General features: G+C 65.4%; 21 protein-coding genes. 9 read left to right on the top strand and 12 right to left on the bottom strand.

Translation table 11 applies throughout. From position 1 onward, the window contains the following. Nucleotides 1-72: 72 nt before the first annotated feature. The 6 genes from ACQR1L_RS24770 to lgt all read right to left on the bottom strand — a co-directional run bounded on the left by ACQR1L_RS24770 (nucleotide 73) and on the right by lgt (nucleotide 7,264). Nucleotides 73-1,305, bottom strand: a complete 1,233-nt coding sequence (locus tag ACQR1L_RS24770) for a benzoate/H(+) symporter BenE family transporter (RefSeq protein ID WP_434860529.1) — start codon at nucleotides 1,303-1,305, stop codon at nucleotides 73-75. A 1,326-nt stretch (nucleotides 1,306-2,631) separates the two neighbouring features. Then, on the bottom strand, nucleotides 2,632-3,585 hold the full coding sequence (locus tag ACQR1L_RS24765; protein WP_434860590.1) for a ribose-phosphate pyrophosphokinase: 954 nt from the start codon (nucleotides 3,583-3,585) through the stop codon (nucleotides 2,632-2,634). A 165-nt stretch (nucleotides 3,586-3,750) separates the two neighbouring features. Next, a complete protein-coding gene (locus ACQR1L_RS24760) occupies nucleotides 3,751-4,392 on the bottom strand; it encodes a hypothetical protein (protein WP_434860528.1) in 642 nt (213 codons plus the stop codon). Between the two features lie 123 nt (nucleotides 4,393-4,515). Next, nucleotides 4,516-5,262: a peptidoglycan editing factor PgeF gene (gene pgeF / locus ACQR1L_RS24755; protein ID WP_434860589.1), complete on the bottom strand. Its 747-nt coding sequence runs from the start codon at nucleotides 5,260-5,262 to the stop codon at nucleotides 4,516-4,518. A gap of 20 nt (nucleotides 5,263-5,282) precedes the next feature. After that, the gene (locus ACQR1L_RS24750) at nucleotides 5,283-6,410 is read right to left on the bottom strand and encodes a class I SAM-dependent methyltransferase (protein WP_434860527.1); all 1,128 of its coding nucleotides are present in this window, start codon (nucleotides 6,408-6,410) and stop codon (nucleotides 5,283-5,285) included. Next, on the bottom strand, nucleotides 6,407-7,264 hold the full coding sequence (gene lgt, locus ACQR1L_RS24745; protein ID WP_434860526.1) for a prolipoprotein diacylglyceryl transferase: 858 nt from the start codon (nucleotides 7,262-7,264) through the stop codon (nucleotides 6,407-6,409). Before lgt ends, ACQR1L_RS24750 begins: the two co-directional genes overlap by 4 nt. 261 nt (nucleotides 7,265-7,525) lie before the next feature. Here lgt and ACQR1L_RS24740 point away from each other — a divergent pair, with 261 nt between their 5' ends. From ACQR1L_RS24740 to ychF, 4 genes are all read left to right on the top strand, one after another. After that, the gene (locus tag ACQR1L_RS24740) at nucleotides 7,526-7,816 is read left to right on the top strand and encodes an accessory factor UbiK family protein (protein ID WP_434860525.1); all 291 of its coding nucleotides are present in this window, start codon (nucleotides 7,526-7,528) and stop codon (nucleotides 7,814-7,816) included. A 187-nt stretch (nucleotides 7,817-8,003) separates the two neighbouring features. Next, nucleotides 8,004-8,708, top strand: coding sequence for a 50S ribosomal protein L25/general stress protein Ctc (locus ACQR1L_RS24735; protein ID WP_172112399.1), 705 nt, complete (start codon nucleotides 8,004-8,006; stop codon nucleotides 8,706-8,708). Nucleotides 8,709-8,779: 71 nt separating this feature from the next. Further along, on the top strand, nucleotides 8,780-9,385 hold the full coding sequence (gene pth / locus ACQR1L_RS24730; RefSeq protein WP_006609263.1) for an aminoacyl-tRNA hydrolase: 606 nt from the start codon (nucleotides 8,780-8,782) through the stop codon (nucleotides 9,383-9,385). 41 nt (nucleotides 9,386-9,426) lie between these two features. Beyond that, complete coding sequence (gene ychF / locus ACQR1L_RS24725) at nucleotides 9,427-10,524, top strand: redox-regulated ATPase YchF (protein ID WP_009029536.1); 1,098 nt, start codon at nucleotides 9,427-9,429, stop codon at nucleotides 10,522-10,524. A 16-nt stretch (nucleotides 10,525-10,540) separates the two neighbouring features. On the opposite strand, the gene ACQR1L_RS24720 is transcribed toward ychF, so the two are convergent. Continuing rightward, complete coding sequence (locus ACQR1L_RS24720; RefSeq protein WP_035644382.1) at nucleotides 10,541-10,831, bottom strand: DUF4282 domain-containing protein; 291 nt, start codon at nucleotides 10,829-10,831, stop codon at nucleotides 10,541-10,543. A gap of 221 nt (nucleotides 10,832-11,052) precedes the next feature. On the opposite strand from ACQR1L_RS24720, the gene ACQR1L_RS24715 reads away from it, so the two are divergent. From ACQR1L_RS24715 to ACQR1L_RS24705, 3 genes are all read left to right on the top strand, one after another. Further along, nucleotides 11,053-11,514, top strand: coding sequence for a MaoC family dehydratase (locus ACQR1L_RS24715; RefSeq protein WP_434860524.1), 462 nt, complete (start codon nucleotides 11,053-11,055; stop codon nucleotides 11,512-11,514). Next, a complete protein-coding gene (locus tag ACQR1L_RS24710; protein ID WP_434860523.1) occupies nucleotides 11,514-11,993 on the top strand; it encodes a MaoC family dehydratase in 480 nt (159 codons plus the stop codon). Before ACQR1L_RS24715 ends, ACQR1L_RS24710 begins: the two co-directional genes overlap by 1 nt. Before the next feature lie 109 nt (nucleotides 11,994-12,102). After that, on the top strand, nucleotides 12,103-12,252 hold the full coding sequence (locus ACQR1L_RS24705; RefSeq protein WP_434860593.1) for a hypothetical protein: 150 nt from the start codon (nucleotides 12,103-12,105) through the stop codon (nucleotides 12,250-12,252). Nucleotides 12,253-12,602: 350 nt separating this feature from the next. Here the strand turns inward: ACQR1L_RS24705 and ACQR1L_RS24700 are convergent, their stop codons facing one another. From ACQR1L_RS24700 to ACQR1L_RS24680, 5 genes are all read right to left on the bottom strand, one after another. Further along, on the bottom strand, nucleotides 12,603-13,019 hold the full coding sequence (locus ACQR1L_RS24700; protein WP_434860522.1) for a hypothetical protein: 417 nt from the start codon (nucleotides 13,017-13,019) through the stop codon (nucleotides 12,603-12,605). Between the two features lie 151 nt (nucleotides 13,020-13,170). After that, nucleotides 13,171-14,094 carry a hypothetical protein gene (locus tag ACQR1L_RS24695; protein ID WP_434860521.1) on the bottom strand — a complete coding sequence of 308 codons (924 nt, stop codon included), beginning with the start codon at nucleotides 14,092-14,094 and terminating at the stop codon, nucleotides 13,171-13,173. 133 nt (nucleotides 14,095-14,227) lie between these two features. Then, nucleotides 14,228-14,668 (bottom strand): nuclear transport factor 2 family protein, encoded by a 441-nt coding sequence (locus tag ACQR1L_RS24690; RefSeq protein ID WP_434860520.1) that lies wholly within the window; start codon nucleotides 14,666-14,668, stop codon nucleotides 14,228-14,230. Between the two features lie 202 nt (nucleotides 14,669-14,870). Beyond that, nucleotides 14,871-15,134 (bottom strand): hypothetical protein, encoded by a 264-nt coding sequence (locus tag ACQR1L_RS24685; RefSeq protein WP_434860519.1) that lies wholly within the window; start codon nucleotides 15,132-15,134, stop codon nucleotides 14,871-14,873. A 114-nt stretch (nucleotides 15,135-15,248) separates the two neighbouring features. Beyond that, nucleotides 15,249-15,695, bottom strand: a complete 447-nt coding sequence (locus ACQR1L_RS24680; protein WP_434860518.1) for a nuclear transport factor 2 family protein — start codon at nucleotides 15,693-15,695, stop codon at nucleotides 15,249-15,251. A 281-nt stretch (nucleotides 15,696-15,976) separates the two neighbouring features. Between ACQR1L_RS24680 and ACQR1L_RS24675 the strand changes: the two genes are divergently transcribed. Continuing rightward, complete coding sequence (locus ACQR1L_RS24675) at nucleotides 15,977-16,234, top strand: hypothetical protein (protein WP_434860517.1); 258 nt, start codon at nucleotides 15,977-15,979, stop codon at nucleotides 16,232-16,234. A gap of 149 nt (nucleotides 16,235-16,383) precedes the next feature. Next, nucleotides 16,384-16,776: a hypothetical protein gene (locus tag ACQR1L_RS24670; protein ID WP_434860516.1), complete on the top strand. Its 393-nt coding sequence runs from the start codon at nucleotides 16,384-16,386 to the stop codon at nucleotides 16,774-16,776. Nucleotides 16,777-17,140: the final 364 nt, after the last annotated feature.

Genomic DNA, 17,140 nt, shown 5'->3' with positions numbered 1-17,140 from the left:
GGCGCTGCAACAGCGTGTTGCCCGCTCGGCCGGGATAGCGACATCAAAGCGTGGTGCGATGCGGCAGGCGCGTCAGGCGCTTGCCTCCGCGTTGAAATCAGCGCGCTCCAGCAGCCATGACAGCGCGAACCCCGCCACCAGGCCCCAGAACGCAGCGCCGATGTTGAGCAGCGGCACATCGGCGACGGTGACGAGAAAGGCGATGAGAGCACCGAGCGAGAACCGTGTCTTGAACGCGGTCACGAACGCCGTCTGCAGCACGCGCAGCATGGCAAGCCCGGCGAGCGTGGTGATCAGCGCCTTCGGCGCGATCAGCAGCAGCGCGGTGAAGGTCGGCGCCAGCAGCCCGAAGCCGAGCGCGAGCACGCCCACCGCGATCGCCGCGGTGTAGTGGCCCGTGCGCTCGCCGCCGGAGACGACGATCGCATTGGTCGGTCCTGTCAGGCAGGTCGAGACGCCGCCGACGATCGCAGCCAAGGCCGAGCCGAGACCGCAGGCGACGGTGACGAGATTGACCGGCGGGGTGTGCCCGGCGGCGGCGAGCACGGCAAAACCCTGGCTGTTCTGCACCACCAGCACGGTGACCGCGAGCGGCACCACCAACTCGATCATCGCCGCCAGCGACCAGGACGGTGTCGGGATCACCGGCGTGATCAGCGCAAGCTGCAACGACGCGCCGTGATCGTAATTGCCGAACATGATGGCGGCCAGCGTGCCGACCACCAGCGCGCCGATGATCGGCGGGCAGCGCCGGCCGAGCGCGGGCACGGCCGTCAGCACCAGCCAGATCACCGCCATCGGGCCTGCGATGCTGAATTCGCCGAGCACGGCGCGCACGAGATCGAGGCCGAAGCGCAGGAACACGCCGGCGACCATGCCCATCACGATCGGCATCGGCACCAGCAGCATCGCGCGCTTCACCCAGCCGGAGAGGCCGAGGACCAGCATCAGCAGCGCCGTGCCGTAGAACGCGCCGACCACCTGCGCGAAGCTGAGATGCGTCAGCGCCTGTCCGACCAGCACGGTGCCGGGAATGGTCCAGAACAGCACCAGCGGCTCGCGATAGCGCCATGACAACAGGATCGTGATCAGCCCGTTGATGAAGAACACGCCGAAGATCCACGACGCGAGCTCGCCTTGCGACAGCCCGCCCTTGGCGCCGACCGACAGGATGATCGCGACGGGCCCGGTGATCGCGAACAGCCAGCCGATGAAGCCATGCGAGGCATGGAGCGGTCCGAAATCACGGGCGATCTGACGGAGGCCTGGCGGCGGCCCTGCGGGCCGTTCGATGGCGCTGAACATGAGGGGCAGGGCTCGATGCGTGTTCTTGTTGTTGTCCTTGGGGTCGTCGGAGATGTTTTGACTGAATGGGGCGAACCGTGCAAGGCGCGGGGAATGGCGATTGCCGGTCAGCCGGGTGGTGTCTCGTTCGGCCGTCCCTCTTTCCACACGTCATTCCGGGGCATTCGCGTTCGCGAAATGGCGAAGCCATTGCGTGAACGCGAATGAGCCCGGAATCCATAACCACAGGCAGTAGTTTGTGACGTGAAAGGAGCCCCGGGCGGATGTTTCGATTCACGGCAGGTGATCGTGGATATGGATTCCGGGCTCGCACTCACGCGACTTCGTCGCTCCGCGCGCCCCGGAATGATGACGGAGTGAAGGCTGCTGCTTCCGATGATGTAGGACGAGAATGCGTAGGGCGGATGAGCGCAGACCTAATCCGCCGGCATCTGCCAAGGAGAATCTCAGTCGGTTCCTCCAGGGATTCTTTGATTTCGGATAAAGATAAATCGCTTGACGACTTCGCCAAATCAGCAGTATGGTGCCGCTCGTTTCGTTGCGTCGGAGGGGACGTATCGCGGTCGTCACGGACGTCGGCAGCGGAATGCGGTGGGTGTGTCGGGTCGCAGCGTGGCTGATGTCGCGCCGACGAACGATCCGGCACGCACGGTCAAGTCGCACGGTCCTGGCACCCCGATGCTGGTGTCACGCTTGTGCCGGCGCTCACGCGCCGCGCAGGCAACGGTGGCCAGAAAGCCCGGCGCACCGGGGAGACTGCGAAGCAGCCGTTAAAGCCATCGCGCAGGGAGGGCCGGGTGTATCAGGCCAGACCTGTGGTACCTGCCGCCTGCATTTTTTTCCGCAGGCGGGCCACGGGCGCGGCCAGCGCCCGGTCTTCCCTGCGCCCTCTTTTGGATGAGGGCGATTGCGAGATCAAAGCTCGGACGCAACATGCGCCGCGAGATCGCGGAGGTGTACCTGCGATGCTGTCGATAGTTGCCGTCATGAAAGATGCCGCAGGCGTCATTGCGAGGAGCGCAGCGACGAAGCAATCCAGAGTCGTGGGCGGGACTCTGGATTGCTTCGCTTCGCTCGCAATGACGGAGTGCAAGCGAACTGATTGCGACAAACTCTGCCGTCATCGCCCGGCTTGACCGGGCGATCCAGTACTCCGAGACGCTTGTGATTGAACCGATGCGCCGCAGCGTACTGGATTCCCCGCTTTCGCAGGGAATGACAATGGGGACCAAAGCGAGGCTTCCGATGCGGGACGATCAGCTTGGTGCAAGAGCCTTCGAGAGTCGCAGCCGCGATGCCTCGGCCAGCCCCTTGCAGCCGGCAATCTCAGTCGAACAGGCTCGACACCGACTCTTCCGCCGCCGTGCGGCCGATGGCTTCCGCGATCAGCGGGGCGATCGGCAGCGCGCGGATGTTCGGCGCATTGCGGACGGCTTCGGTCGGCAGGATGGAGTCGGTGATGACGAGCTCCTTCAGCCGCGACGAACTGATGCGGGTCGCGGCGCCGCCGGAGAGCACGCCGTGGGTGATGTAGGCGTAGACGTCCTTCGCGCCGTATTTCAGCAGCGCATCGGCGGCGTTCACCAGCGTGCCGCCGGAATCGACGATGTCGTCGATCAGGATGCAGGTGTGACCCGAGACGTCGCCGATCACGTTCATGACCTCGGACTCGCCGGGACGCTCACGACGCTTGTCGACGATCGCGAGCGGCGCGTTGATGCGCTTGGCAAGGCCGCGGGCGCGCGCCACGCCGCCGACGTCGGGCGACACCACCATGACGTTGGAGAGGTCGAACCGCTCCTTGATGTCGCGCACCATCAGCGGCGCGGCGAACAGATTGTCGGTCGGGATGTCGAAGAAGCCCTGGATCTGGCCGGCATGCAGGTCGAGCGTCATGACGCGGTCAACGCCGGCATGGGTGATCAGATTGGCGACCAGCTTGGCGGAGATCGGCGTGCGCGAGCCGGACTTGCGATCCTGCCGGGCGTAGCCGAAATACGGAACCACGGCGGTGATGCGGCGCGCGGAGGCTCGGCGCAGCGCATCGGTGATGATCAGCAGTTCCATCAGCAGGTCGTTCGCCGGATAGGACGTCGACTGGATGATGAAGACGTCGGAGCCGCGGACGTTCTCCTGGATCTCGACGAAGATCTCCATGTCGGCGAAGCGCCGGACCACCGCCTTCGTCAGCTGCAGACCGAGCTCGGTCGCGATGGCGGCGGCGAGAGGCGGATTGGAGTTGCCGGCGACGAGTTTGATGGAGCCGTTCTTGGCCGACATCGCGATTTCTCCCCGCGGCTCGCTGGAGACCTTGTTCAGCATATCGGGCTATCCGTGGAACCGGCAGTTTTGCACGGGCGAGGTGATATCAAGGACATAGCGCCGCTGGCAACCCGCCGCGGGTGTTTTCCCGGTCAAAAAACGGCGCAAAATGCGCCGCTTTGCCTAATGGTCGGTGTAGCCGAGGGCGGCGACGCTGGTGCCGTCGGAGGCGGGCGAGGCCGGCTCGACCGCTGCAATCGCAGGACCTCGGGGCGCGGGCGCTGCCGGCGGCGTGGTGGCGGCGGGTGCGCTGCCATTGAGCATGTTGGCGAGGCCGCTGAAGCCGGCCTGCGCGATCTTCCGCAGCACCATGTCATCGACCGCTGCCCACGGATCGCGGCCGCCGCGGCCGATCGGCTCTTCGCCGGAGAGGCGCAGCGCGCGCTGCTGATTGCGATCGTAGACGTCGAACACCCAGGCGATCACGCTCTTGCCGCTCAGGACCTGCGCCGAAAGATAGGTGCGGACACGATAGGCGGACGGCGCCTCGCGCGACACGATGGCCAGGCTGCGCAGCTTGGACTCGCTATCGAGCACGTTCACCATGCGGTCGAAGATCTGCGGTGGCGGGCCGTCGATCTGTTCGAACGCGATCGTCGCGCCATCAGCGGCGGGCGCCATCGCATAGGCATTGGCAGGACCCCCGCTGCCGCTGCTCGCGCAGCCGCCCAGCGTGGCCGCGGACAGGATCAGCACGGCGGCAACGCAGGCGTGCTGCGTCGCGCGGCTGATCAGTCGAAGTGGTGTCGGCGCTCCCGTCATCATCGGGAGCGATATCGTTAAAATCGATTAACGTCTAGGTCGCCGCTGCCACAGAATGGGACAGAACGCACTCAGTTGTAGAGAAAGGGTTAAGCAATCCAGATGCGGCCACAATGGCGCCCAGCTTCAGCCTTCGAGCATGATCGCGTGCACGTGCCGGCCGTAGTCCGGTTCTTTACGGTGCACCGAGCGGCGGTAACTGAAGAAGCGCTCATCGGCATAGGTGTCGACACCGAGATCGTCGATCAGCAGCACGCCGGCCTTTTCCAGTCGCATCCGGATGAAGCCGCCGAGGTCGAACATCGCGTGGCCCGCGCGCTCGGCGGGCAGGAAGAAGCGCGCATGCTCGCCATCGTCATCGACGAAGCGGGTCACGAATTCGAGTCCCACTTCGTAGCTCGGCTGCCGGATCAGCGGACCGATCGCCGCGATGATCTGCCCGCGTTCGGCACCGAGCTGCTCCATCGCCTGCAGCGTGGCTTCGAGCACGCCGGTCAGCGCGCCTTTCCAGCCCGCATGCGCGGCGCCGATGACGCGCCTTTCGGGATCGACGAACAGGATCGGACCGCAGTCGGCTGTCGTGACGCCGATCGCGAGATTCGGTGTGGCGGTCACGAGCGCGTCGGCCTTCGGCCTGACGGCGCCGTCCCACGGCCCGGTGGCGACCACGACATCGGGCGAATGAATCTGGTGCAGGCTGAGGAAGTGGTCGGGCGCGACGCCGAGATGCGCGGCCATGCGGCGGCGGTTTTCCCGGACATCGTCCGGTACGTCATTCGATCCGAGGCCACCATTCAGCCCGGCATAGATGCCGCCGGAGACGCCGCCCTCGCGGGTGAAGAAGGCGTGGCGCAGGCCCGGAATCGCGGACATCACATCCGATGACACCAGCATCACGCGCCTCCCGTCTTGTCGTTGGTGTGTTCGTCGCTGATGCCGGCCAGCACCGGGATCGAGCGGTCGGACACGCCGAGCACCTTGAACAGCGATCCCATGCCGCCGCGGCCGCCGCCGATCAGCCTCTTGAGACCGCTGGCGATATCTTCGGAGACCTCGGGCGACGCCTTCTGCATCAGGGTCAGCGCCCGCGTCTCGATACCGAGCCGCTGCAGGAACTCGCCTTGCGTGATCGGCCCATGCACGCGCGCGCCGACCGCTTCCGCAGTGCGCGACAGCGCGTCGAAATCGACATGCGCGGTGATGTCGGCGAGCCCGGGCGTCTTGAGGGGGTCGGCGAAGCTGTGCCGTGCGATGGCCTGGAACGTATCGCCGACGTCGCTGCGGACGTGGCCGTAGTCGATGATCACGGCAGCGCCCCGCTGCTCGCGGAGGCGGCGCGCGATCGCCATCATCTGGGTATCCGGCCGCCATTCGAAGATCGCGCCGGCCGGCGCGGCGCGCACCAGCGGCGACAGCAGCAGCTCGAAGCCCGGCGTCGGATCGGCGGCGGTGCCGTAGACGAAGTTCTCTTCCTCATCGAGCTCGACCACGCGCTCGTGCCAGCCGGTCTCGCGCCGGACCATCTGGTGCACCGGCAGCACGTCGAAATACTCGTTGGCGAAGATGACGCTCGGGCCGTCCGGCACCTCGTCGAAGCTCTCGTGCCAGTTGACGTTGCGCAGTCCCGTCAAGGTCGCCTTCTGCTTCTCGCGCAGGACGGGATTGATCTCCACCAGATGCACCGAGATGGTCTGGTACAGCGGCGGCAGCACGCGCAACGCCCGCAGCGCGTCCGACATCATGGTGCCGCGACCGGGCCCGAGCTCGATCAACCGAAATTCTTGCGGCGATCCCGCCGCCTTCCAGATCGAGGCCGCCCACAGCCCGAGCAGTTCGCCGAACATCTGGCTGACCTCGGGCGCCGTGGTGAAGTCGCCTTCGCGTCCGAGCGGGTCACGCGAGATGTAGTAGCCGTGCTCCGGATGCATCAGGCACAGCTCCATGTAGCGCCAGACCGGCATCGGACCCGATGCCTTGATCAGCCGCTTGATCTCGGTGTGGAGCGGAGACGTTTCGATCACGGATTGGCCTGCAGCGACGGAGTGGTTTGATGACCGCTGGGCTTGCGCAGCGCCCGCGCAACGAGGATCGCGCCGACGATCAGCATCGGCACCGACAGGATCATGCCCATCGTGAGGTGGCTCCAGAAGAAGCCGAGCTGCTCGTCCGGCTCGCGAAAGAATTCGCTGACGATGCGCGCGACGCCGTAGAGGCCGATGAAACTGCCGAGGATCAGCCCCGGCCGTTTCAGCGCGCCGAAGCGGATCATGATCGCCAGCACAATGAACAGCATGATGCCCTCGAGGCCGGCTTCGTAGAGCTGGCTCGGATGACGCGGCAGATGGGTCGGATCGCGCGGGAAGATCATCGCCCATGGCACGCTGGAATCGGCCGGGCGGCCCCACAATTCGCCATTGATGAAATTGGCGATGCGGCCGAGCAGCAGGCCGATCGGCGCGACCGCGGTGGTGATGTCGCCGAGAGAGAGAATCGGCAGGCCGTTGCGGCGCGCGAACCACATCACCGCGATCACGCAGCCCATGAAGCCGCCATGGAAGGACATGCCGCCGTTCCACAGCTGGAAGATCTCGAGCGGGTGCTTGATGAAATGCGGCAGGTTGTAGAACAGCACATAGCCGGTGCGGCCGCCGAGAATGATGCCGATCGTGACCCACAGGATGAAGTCGTCGAGCTGGATCAGCGACACCGGTGCTGGGCCGCCCCACAGCCGCTCTTTCTTCAGCAGCGACCGTCCGTAGAGCCAGCCGATCACGATGCCGCAGATATAGGCCAGCGCGTACCAGCGGATTGCCAGGGGGCCGATCGCGATCGCCACGGGATCGAACACGGGGAAGTCGATGAGGAGAAGCGTCATTCCGTGACTTTGTTCGAGGACTTTCGTGGACTGGCGTCCCGCTTCAGCACGCACGCGGAGGGAGCAAGCGTCGGTCAGGTGCCGCCCCATCACAGACGGTCCTGGCGCGACATGATCGCGGGCCGCTTATGCCGCAGGGCGTGCCGGCCTCACAAGTACGATGACAAGGAAACCGAGGCATGACAAGACGAGCGCATCTTGAAGCCGGCGGGCCGGATCGCCATTGTGTGATCGCGCGCGTCGCGCCAGCGGAGCTTGAGCATGACCCAGACCAACAACCGGTTTTTCGACGAGATCGGCCGCCTGATGAACGACGCCGCCGGCGCGGCCCAGGGCATGAAGCGCGAGGTCGATGCCGTCATCCGCAACCAGGCGGAAAAGATCCTGAACGACCTGGACCTCGTGAAGCGCGAGGAGTTCGAGGCGGTCAAGGACATGGCCCGGCTCGCCCGCGAGGAGAACGAGGCGCTGAAGGCGCGGATCGCGGCGCTGGAGGCCAAGCTGGGCGGCGCGTCCGGCGGTCAGCCGGGGACCGGCAGCGCCGACGGCTGACGCCGCGGCGGCTGCGCGGGGACGGGACGGGGGACGGAGCCCCCTTCATTTCCTTGTCATTTCCCGGGTTTGCGGCTAGAAGGCCGCCACGTCCGCGGCCCCCGCACCCCTGGAGGCTTGCCGAGAGGGACGTCCAGCAACGGGCCGCATTGCGGCCTTTAACTTTTTAAAACAAGGACTTAACACGATGGCGACCGTCAGAGAACTGAAGGCGACCGCCCGTCCGTCAGTCGGCAAGGGGGCCGCACGGGCAGAGCGTCGCGCCGGGAGAGTGCCCGGAGTGATTTATGGAGACAACCAGCCCCCGCTGCCGATCTCGGTGGAAGACCGCGAGCTGCGCCAGCGCATCCTCGCAGGCCGGTTTCTGACCACGATCTTCGACATCAGCCTCGACGGCAAGAAGCACCGGGTGATCCCGCGCGACTTCCATCTCGATCCGGTCAAGGACTTCCCGATCCACGTCGACTTCATGCGGCTCGGCCAGGGCGCGACCATCCGCGTCAGCGTGCCGCTGCACGTGGTCGGCTCGGAAGGCTCGCCGGGCGTGAAGCGTGGCGGCACGGTCAACATCGTGACCCACACGCTCGAGCTCGAGTGCCTCGCGGAGAACATTCCGCAATTCATCGAGGCCGACGTCAGCGCGCTGGAAATCAACCACTCGCTGCACGTCTCCGACGTCAAGCTGCCGACCGGCGTGAAGACGCTGTCGCGTAGCGAGGACGCGACCCTCGTCACCATCGTGCCGCCGTCGGGCTATGGCGAGGAGCAGAAGGCTGCCGCTGGCGCTGCCGCGGCTCCCGCTGCCGCCGCTCCGGCTGCCGGTGGCAAGGCGCCTGCCGCCGCTGCGAAGGCTCCTGCTGCCGCGGCCAAGGCCCCCGAGAAGAAGAAGTAAGCCGATCCGCTCCGGGGCGCGCGGGCTCAACCCGCGCGCCCCGGAGCGACGGCAGGTCCCGGTGCCGCGCCATGCTGCTGTTCGTCGGTCTCGGCAATCCCGGCGCGAAATATGCGCGCAACCGGCACAATATCGGCTTCATGGCCGTGGACGAGATTTCCCGTCGCCACCGCTTTTCGCCCTGGCGCCGCCGGTTTCAGGGCGAGACCTCGGAAGGCACGCTCGACAGCGAGCGCGTCATCCTGCTGAAGCCGACGACCTATATGAACGAGTCCGGCCGCGCGGTGCAGGAAGCGGCCAGCTTCTTCAAGCTCGGCGTCGGCGATGTCACGGTGTTTCAGGACGAACTCGAGCTTGCCCCGGGCAAGCTGCGCGTGAAGGTCGGCGGCGGCATTGCCGGACATAACGGTTTGCGCTCGATCTCGGCGCACCTCGGCAACGACTACCGCCGCGTCCGGCTCGGCATTGGCCATCCCGGCGTCAAGGAGCTGGTGCATGGCCACGTGCTGTCGGACTTCGCCAAGAGCGAGATGCCCTGGGTCGAGGCGCTGTGCGAGGCAGTGGCCGACAATGCTGAACTGTTGACGGGCAAGCGCGACTCCACCTTCGCCAACAAGGTGCATCTGGCGCTGCAGGCCAAGGGTTTTCTGGACAAGGGCGACGCCGGCGCCGCGTGACGCGCGCGCGGTTGTCGCTGTGAGAGGATGCGAGACGGATCATGGGATTCAAATGCGGGATCGTCGGTCTGCCCAACGTCGGCAAGTCGACGCTGTTCAATGCGCTGACGGAGACGGCGGCGGCGCAAGCGGCGAACTATCCGTTCTGCACGATCGAGCCGAATGTCGGCGAGGTGGCCGTGCCGGATCCGCGGCTTGAGAAGCTCGCCGCGATTGCCAAGTCGGGCCAGATCATTCCGACGCGGTTGACCTTCGTCGACATCGCCGGCCTCGTGCGCGGCGCTTCCAAGGGCGAAGGCCTCGGTAACCAGTTTCTCGCCAACATCCGCGAGGTCGACGCGATCGCGCATGTCGTGCGCTGCTTCGAGGATTCCGACATCACCCATGTCGAGGGCAAGATCGCCCCGCTCGCCGACATCGAGACCATCGAGACCGAGCTGATGCTCGCCGACCTCGACAGCCTCGAGAAGCGCGTCGACAACCTCGCCAAGAAGGCCAAGGGCGGCGACAAGGACGCCAAGGAGCAGCACGATCTCGTGACCCGCGCACTGGTGCTGCTGCGCGACGGCAAGCCGGCGCGGCTGTTGGAGCGCAAGCCGGAGGAGGAGCGCGCCTTCGGCATGCTCGGCCTTTTGAGCTCGAAGCCGGTGCTCTACGTCTGCAACGTCGAGGAAGGCTCGGCCAAGGACGGCAACAGCTTCTCGCAGGCGGTGTTCGCCCGCGCCAAGGAAGAGGGCGCGATCGCCGTCGTGATCTCGGCCAAGATCGAGTCGGAGATCGCGACCCTGTCGCGCGAGGAGCGCGTGGACTTTCTGGAGACGCTCGGGCTCGAAGAGGCCGGTCTCGACCGTCTGATCCGCGCCGGCTACCAGCTGCTCGACCTGATCACCTACTTCACCGTCGGCCCGAAGGAAGCGCGCGCCTGGACCATCCACCGCGGCACCAAGGCGCCGGCGGCGGCCGGAGTGATTCATACCGATTTCGAGAAGGGCTTCATCCGCGCCGAGACGATCGCCTATGCCGACTACGTCGCGCTCGGTGGCGAAGCGGGGGCGCGCGAGGGCGGCAAGCTGCGGCTCGAAGGCAAGGAGTATGTCGTCGCCGACGGCGACGTGATGCACTTCCGCTTCAACAATTAAGGGGGCTTGGGGGCGGCTACATCCGCCCCTGCTCACGGATCGCGCCGAGGTGCTCGTTGATGCGGAAGACGATCAGCACGAACTCGGCGATGATGCGCGAGAACACCATGCCGACGATGATGCCGGCGAGCGAGGACAACAGCATCAGGAAACCGCCGAACGGGCTGATCGCCATCTCGGAGAGGCCCGTGAAGACGCCGCGAATTCCGGAGAGGATGATCAGCACGATCACCAGCCAGTAGAACGTCTTGATGATGGTGGGCGTGATGAAGCGGTCCCACTGGAACAAGTCGCGAAATTCCAACATCCTGATCCCCCAGCACCTTCCGAATCGCAACGCGCGTCTGTCTTTAAGTCCTGCTCGAATCCGGCGCCAGACGACATCAGCGGCGGCCGAACTCAGCCCGGTATCAGGCGCCTTCTGGCGCTCTCTTACGACCGGACCGGGCGTCAGCCATGCGAGCGGCCCGGTTGTGATTGCTGCAAAGTGCGGCCACAATCGGGCTTCTTTCAGCCATTCCCATCCCCATGACCCTCACCTTCGAAGATTTTCCGCAAGGCCATTTCGGCAGCTTCGGCCCGCGACACGTCACGCGTGACGAGATCATCGCGTTCGCCTCCGAGTTCGATCCGCAGCCGATGCATCTCGATGAAGAGGCCGCCAAGCAGTCGATGCTCAACGGCCTTTCCGGCTCGGGATGGCATCTCTGCTCGCTGATGATGCGCATGATGTTCGAGGGCTTCATCGGCCGCACCGCCTCGCTCGGCTCGCCCGGCGTCAACGAGGTCCGGTGGATGTCGCCGCTACGGCCGGACGACGAGTTGATGCTCGATGTCGAGGTCGTGGAAGCGCGGGTGTCGCGCAGCCGTCCGTCGACGGGCATCGTCACCTTCAAATGCAGCGTGCGTAACGAGACCGGTGAGCGGCTCTGCGAGATGGTCTCGCCGATCATCGTCGAGCGCCGAGCGGCCGGCGCGGAGGTGGGCTGATGCGCTTCTTCGAGGATCTTGAAGTCGGCCAGCGTCGCGAACTCGGCTCCTACACGTTCACGGCCGAAGACATCATCCGTTTCGCGCGGCAATTCGATCCGCAGCGCTTCCACCTCGACGAGGAGGAAGGGCGCAACTCGTTGTTCGGCGGGCTGGCGGCGTCGGGATGGCACATCGGCTCGGTCTGCATGAAGCTGATCGTCGCCGACAATCAGCGGCTCGCCGAACTCGCGCGCTCGCGCGGCGAGCCGGTGTCGGTCGGTGGACCGTCGCCCGGATTTCGCGAACTGCGCTGGCTCAAGCCGGTGCTCGCGGGCGATACGATCACCTTCTCCAGCGAGATTGATTCGCTGCGCGCCTCGGCCTCGCGCCCGCAATGGGGCATCCTGCAAGCGCGCAATACCGGCATCAATCAGCGCGGTGAGCTGGTGTTTTCGGTACTCGCATCGGCATTTGTCCCGCGACGGAACAACCGTTGAGGCGAAAAGGTCACGCTCGATAGGATTGTCGGGGCGGAACGAACTTCGCGCTAACGCATTCTGAACCCGGACTCTATAAGACAGCCAATCAGGGATCAGGATGTGGGGGATGAGTATGGCAGATCGCAGCGGTCTGAAACTCCTCGGCTTTATCTTTGCCAGCGTGACGCTCGCGGTGATGCTCGCGACGGGAATGGTCGTGAAGGGCTATGCCGATGGCTCTTACTCGCTGGAGACGTCGGCCTCGATCGAAGAGTGACGTCCTTAAGTAGTTGTTAACTACGACGAAGACGACAACCGTCTTCATGCCGGCGGTCTAGCGGCTCCAGATGAGCACAAGCACCGCCATTGCAATCACCAGCAAACCGACGAACCGAACCATGATGATCCCGATCCGCTGAGGCTGTGGCCGCAGCGGAATGGGATCGGTGTTATCAGGTCGGATCGTTTCCATGAAAATGACAGCCCTGCATCGCCTGGTCCGCCCCGGGGAGGGCAGGGGTTGGTCGCGGGCCGGGCAGGCCACGTTCAAAGAACGGCCGCTCAAAGCTGAAAACCGCCGCGCGATGGCTCGCACGGCGGTTCTCGTTCACATTCAATACGCTGCGCTCAGCTGCTGCGCAGCCCGTCGGCGGCACGCTTCCACTGGGTGACGTTCTCGGCGATCGCCCGGGTCGACTTCATCGCCGCCTGGCTGAGCTGGGCGTAGCTCGCGATCTCGCGCTGGACGCGCTGACCCTCGGCATGCAGCAGCTCGCGCAGGCTCTCGAGCTCCCCGATCAGGTTCTCGATCTCCGACAGCGAGGTGCCCGCGACGCGCTGGATCAGCGAGGTGACGCTGTTCACCGCGGCATCGGCGTCGATCGCGGGCTCGGCAGCCGCTGCGGCGGCATTGGGGCGGCGCAGATAGGCGATATCGTTACGAACGAAATCACGAATGCCGGCTTCGACTTCGGACACCGCCGCCAGATCCGTATCGAGCTCGGTTTCGGTTCCATCGATCTTGTCCGGACGACTGACATTCATCGGCTATTTCCTCAATTCGCGTTCAAGCGAGCGCGGTGTCCCCGCACGACGAAATTCTCAAAGCCTATCAGTGCGGCCAAATTGGGCCACACCGCGGCGAAGCTGCGGCGATCGTTCGATCATTCGTGGCGGGCTGCCGCAATCGTAAACGCTACCAGCTCCGCTTGAAACCCGCCGAAATGCTCTTGCTGGTGCCCCCCTGCGGCGTTTCGCCGATCGCGCCCGAGACAGTCAGGCCATCGGTGAGCTTCTGCTCGGCGCCGACCTTGCGCAGCCATTTGTCGTCATTCGACGACAGGGTCTGACCCGCGGTGACGCTGGTGCCGGTCTCGCCGATCGACAGCTTGGCCGACTGCTCGGTGTCGAAGCTGCGGCTGGTCTTGGTCGCCGCGCCCGGCAGCGCCACCACGCCCTGCTGAGTGACGTTGTAGCCGTTCTGCAAGGTCAGATTATAGTGATCGATCGGCACCGCCTTGGTGATGGTGGTGCCGAGCCGGCCCTGATCCGAGCCGGGATCGACCCGCGCTTCGATCGAGGTCTTGTCCCAGATCGAGCCCGCGCCCGGCGCGGTGACCGCGGCCCAGGCCGAGCCGCCGGATTGCGGCGTGCTGCCGCCGTTCTCGGCCTTCTCCGCCAGCAATTCCGACATCGTGGTCGGCTGCCGCGCGACCGTCATGTCGGCGCCGACGCGCGCGTCCCAGAACGGCGACACCGACTGCTTGACCGAAACACCCGAGGCGAGATTGCCCTTGTTCTGGTTGGACCAGTCGAGCGCCGCGGCCTTCTCGGCCGCCTTGCGCTTCTCGGCAGCGGCGGCTTCCGGGCGGTCGAGGAAAGTTGTCTCGTCGATCGCCAGCTGACTCCAGTCGAGCTTGTCGACGTCGATGTCCTTCATCGGATCGGCTGCCGCGACCTGCTCGTCAGGCTTGTCCTCGTCCTCCGCCGGCGCGATCTGCTGCCAGGGCACGATCTGCATCGGCTGCGGCGCCTGCATGAGCGACTGCGCCTGCGCGGCCGACGCAAGTAGCCCGAAGCCGGCCGTGAAAACCGCCAGCGCGCAACCGTAAGATGTCATGAGAGCAACCCCCGCCGCCCGAACCTGTGTGCCGGAATATGGTGGAATCTTGGCGCAAAATTATGGCTGCGCCAGTCACGATGTGTTGGGTTGTCGGTGAGTGTGACTGCAATCCAACAGCCGTCGCGCGGGGTCAGGCGAAGCTGCCGATCCGCGGCAGATCGATCGGACGACCGAGCGTCTGCTCGACCAGATCGAAGGTGTCGATCAGGATGCGGGCCCGCGACAGCCTGCCCTCGCGGAATTGCAGGAATTGCGCGAGCCGCGCCGTGATCGGCTTGTCGGAATCCTGCGTCGTCATCGCGCAGCGGACCATCGTCGCCGCGCCGCTGTCGTCCAGCATCAGGGTCTCGCGATCGAGCCTTCGAATGCTGACATTGGCGGCGATCTGCCTGACGGCCTCGATCACGGCCTCCTTGCCGCGCCGCGCGCCGAGGAACGGAAACATGTCGATCGGTCCATAGATGGCCCAGTCGATGTCGTCGTCGAGTGCTTCGGCAAAATCGTCGAAACGGCGTTCGTTGATCGCGGCGTGCAAAGCGCGCGACAGACGCCAGAGGCTGTGCTCCGTCATCGGCTTCAGATCCTGAACTGGCTTGCGGGGGCGGCCCCTCTCTCGGCAACGTCACAGCGGACGTCGCGCCGGGGCGCCGAATCTATTCTTGTCTATCTCTTGGACCCTCCACATAAGCCAACCACCTCCGCGAGCAAGGGGCGTTTTTGCATTGCACAAATGCACGCCACTGCCCGATCGCTGGCAGGAAGGTAGCGGTCCGTCAGTACTCGTGCGGCATCCGCTGCCGCGCCACCGCCACTTCCTGATCGCGGAAGGCGGCCATCCCGAACAGCGTGGCGCCGGCGAGGCCACCGACCAGCGCGCCGAGCGGCATGAAGGTGAAGAACACCAGCATGCCCGCATAGCCTTCGAACTCGCTGGTGTTGAACATCTCGATCCAGGCCAGGCCGAGCCCGATTCCGATCGTGGCGCCGCCCACGACGCCCATCACCAGGCCTGCCAAGGCCAAAAATGCGATCTTCATGTCGTCAACGCCCCCGTCTCCGCACCCGCTGATGGGGTGTGGGGCGTGCGCACCAGGTTCAACGCAACGGCGCAGCCGTCGGTGACGTTTCCGTGAACGCCAGAGATTCCGGCTTCAGGGCCGCGAGGCACCTGCGATCACCAGGCGGCTGAGATCGCATTCCAGCACCTGCTGCACCAGATCGTAGGTATCCATGATCTCGCGGATGCGGGTGATGCGGCCGTCGCGCAGCGTGTAGAAGGCGGCGATGTCGTATTGCACGATGCGGTCGTTGTCGCGCTTGCGCAGGAAGATGCGGAGATCGGCGGCGACCTGGTCGCCCTCGCAGATCAGCGTCTTGATCTCGTGCCGGACCTCGGAATAGCGGTTGCGCGCGGCTTCCCACATCTGCCGCACCTCGGCCTTGCCGCGGCGGCCGCCGAGATGCGGAAAGATGTCGATCGGCGCCGAGGCGAAGTGTTCGACGTCGTCGCTGCAATGCGCCAGAACGGCGTCGAAATCGCCGGCCGCGTGAGCCTCGAGCAGCTTGCGGACCCGCTGCTTGTTGATGTGCTCGATCATCCTGTCTCCGTCGACGGGAAGGCGTGCGTCACTGCCGGACGTCTTGCTGATATCGGCCCTTGGCCGTCAACCGTCAGCGTCGCCGGACTAAGGCAGAATACGCGGGCAGGGTGAACGGATGCTTGGCGCCAGCCGATCGACGCGATCGGTTTTCAAGCCGTAGGTCATACGACGCGATCAAAAGGTTCGCGCGAGAGTCCTTGCGGGCTCGCATGGCAGTTGCGCACGGGAACCGCGGCGCCCGCTTCGAAGTTGACGGGCATCATTTCGGGAGCTCGATCATGAAGACCATCCTGGCCAACTCTCTTGCCAAGTCCGTTGCCATGTCCGTCGCGGCGCTTGCGCTGTTCTCCGCCCCGGCCGCCGAGGCCAAGGGCTGCATCAAGGGCGCGATCGTCGGCGGCGTCGCCGGCCATTATGCCGGTCACCACGGCGTGCTCGGCGCAGCCGCCGGCTGTCTCTATGGCCGTCATCGCGCCAAGGAGCAGGAGCGTCAGCAGCAACAGCAGGGCCAGGTCAACGGCCAGGGTCGGACGTAGTTGAGGTCGTTGTGCTAACTTGACGGATCAATCCGTCAAGGCGCGCGGCGCGGCTGCGTGACGAGTCTCACTGTCCGGCCGAGGCGCTCCGGCTACACGGGAGCGGTCTGGTCTTCAGAGGAAGACCGCCGCAACCGGATGATCAAGCCATGCTCGCCGTCTCGTCCCCCAGCTCCGTCTCGCCCAAGGCGTCGTCCCTGAATCTGCTCGAAGGCATGCTGCTGACGGCGCTGTTCCAGGCCATTCCGACCTATGCCGGCGCGGCCCTCATCCTCAAGGTCGCTCACAGCACTGCGCTGCGTCCCGGCATCATCGGCTTCGTTGCCACCGCGACCATCATCCACGTCCTGATGACGTCTGCTTTCGGCCCGCGCTATCCGCGCGTGCTCAAGCAGGCCTATGCGGCCGAGTTCTACGACCCGACGCTCGGCCTCGCCGACAAGGTGCTGCGCTGGCGCACCCAGCCGGAGGGCTCGCTGCAACTGCTGGCCTCGACCGTGATGCTGGCGCTGCTCGCGGTCGCCGCGCTGGCGATGGGGTGAGGCGGCGTCAGTTTCCATACCCTTCAACGTGTCAAACAGCCCGCTCCATCCAACTTGATCGCGAGGCGGAGCGCAGACCTTGCAGCCAACTCCATTGTCATTCCCCGCGAAGGCGGGGAATCCAGTACGCCGCGGCCCATCGATCTATCACAGCCGCCGCGGCATACTGGATCGCCCGGTCAAGCCGGGCGATGACAGCGGCGTGCGTGGCAATCAGGCCGCTCCACACTCCGTCATTGCGAGCGTAGCGAAGCAATCCAGAATCCTTGCGCGGCCCTGGATTGCGTCCGCCTTCGCTCTGCGAGCTACGGCGGACACGTCGCTGCGCTCGCAATGACGCGGGGTGTCTGTCGTTACTACAGAC

Origin of the sequence: Bradyrhizobium sp. HKCCYLR20261 (assembly GCF_051168435.1) — a bacterium.
GTDB lineage: Bacteria > Pseudomonadota > Alphaproteobacteria > Rhizobiales > Xanthobacteraceae > Bradyrhizobium.
The sequence above is the reverse complement of the archived record's forward strand: the minus strand, read 5'-3'. Positions and strand labels throughout refer to the sequence as shown.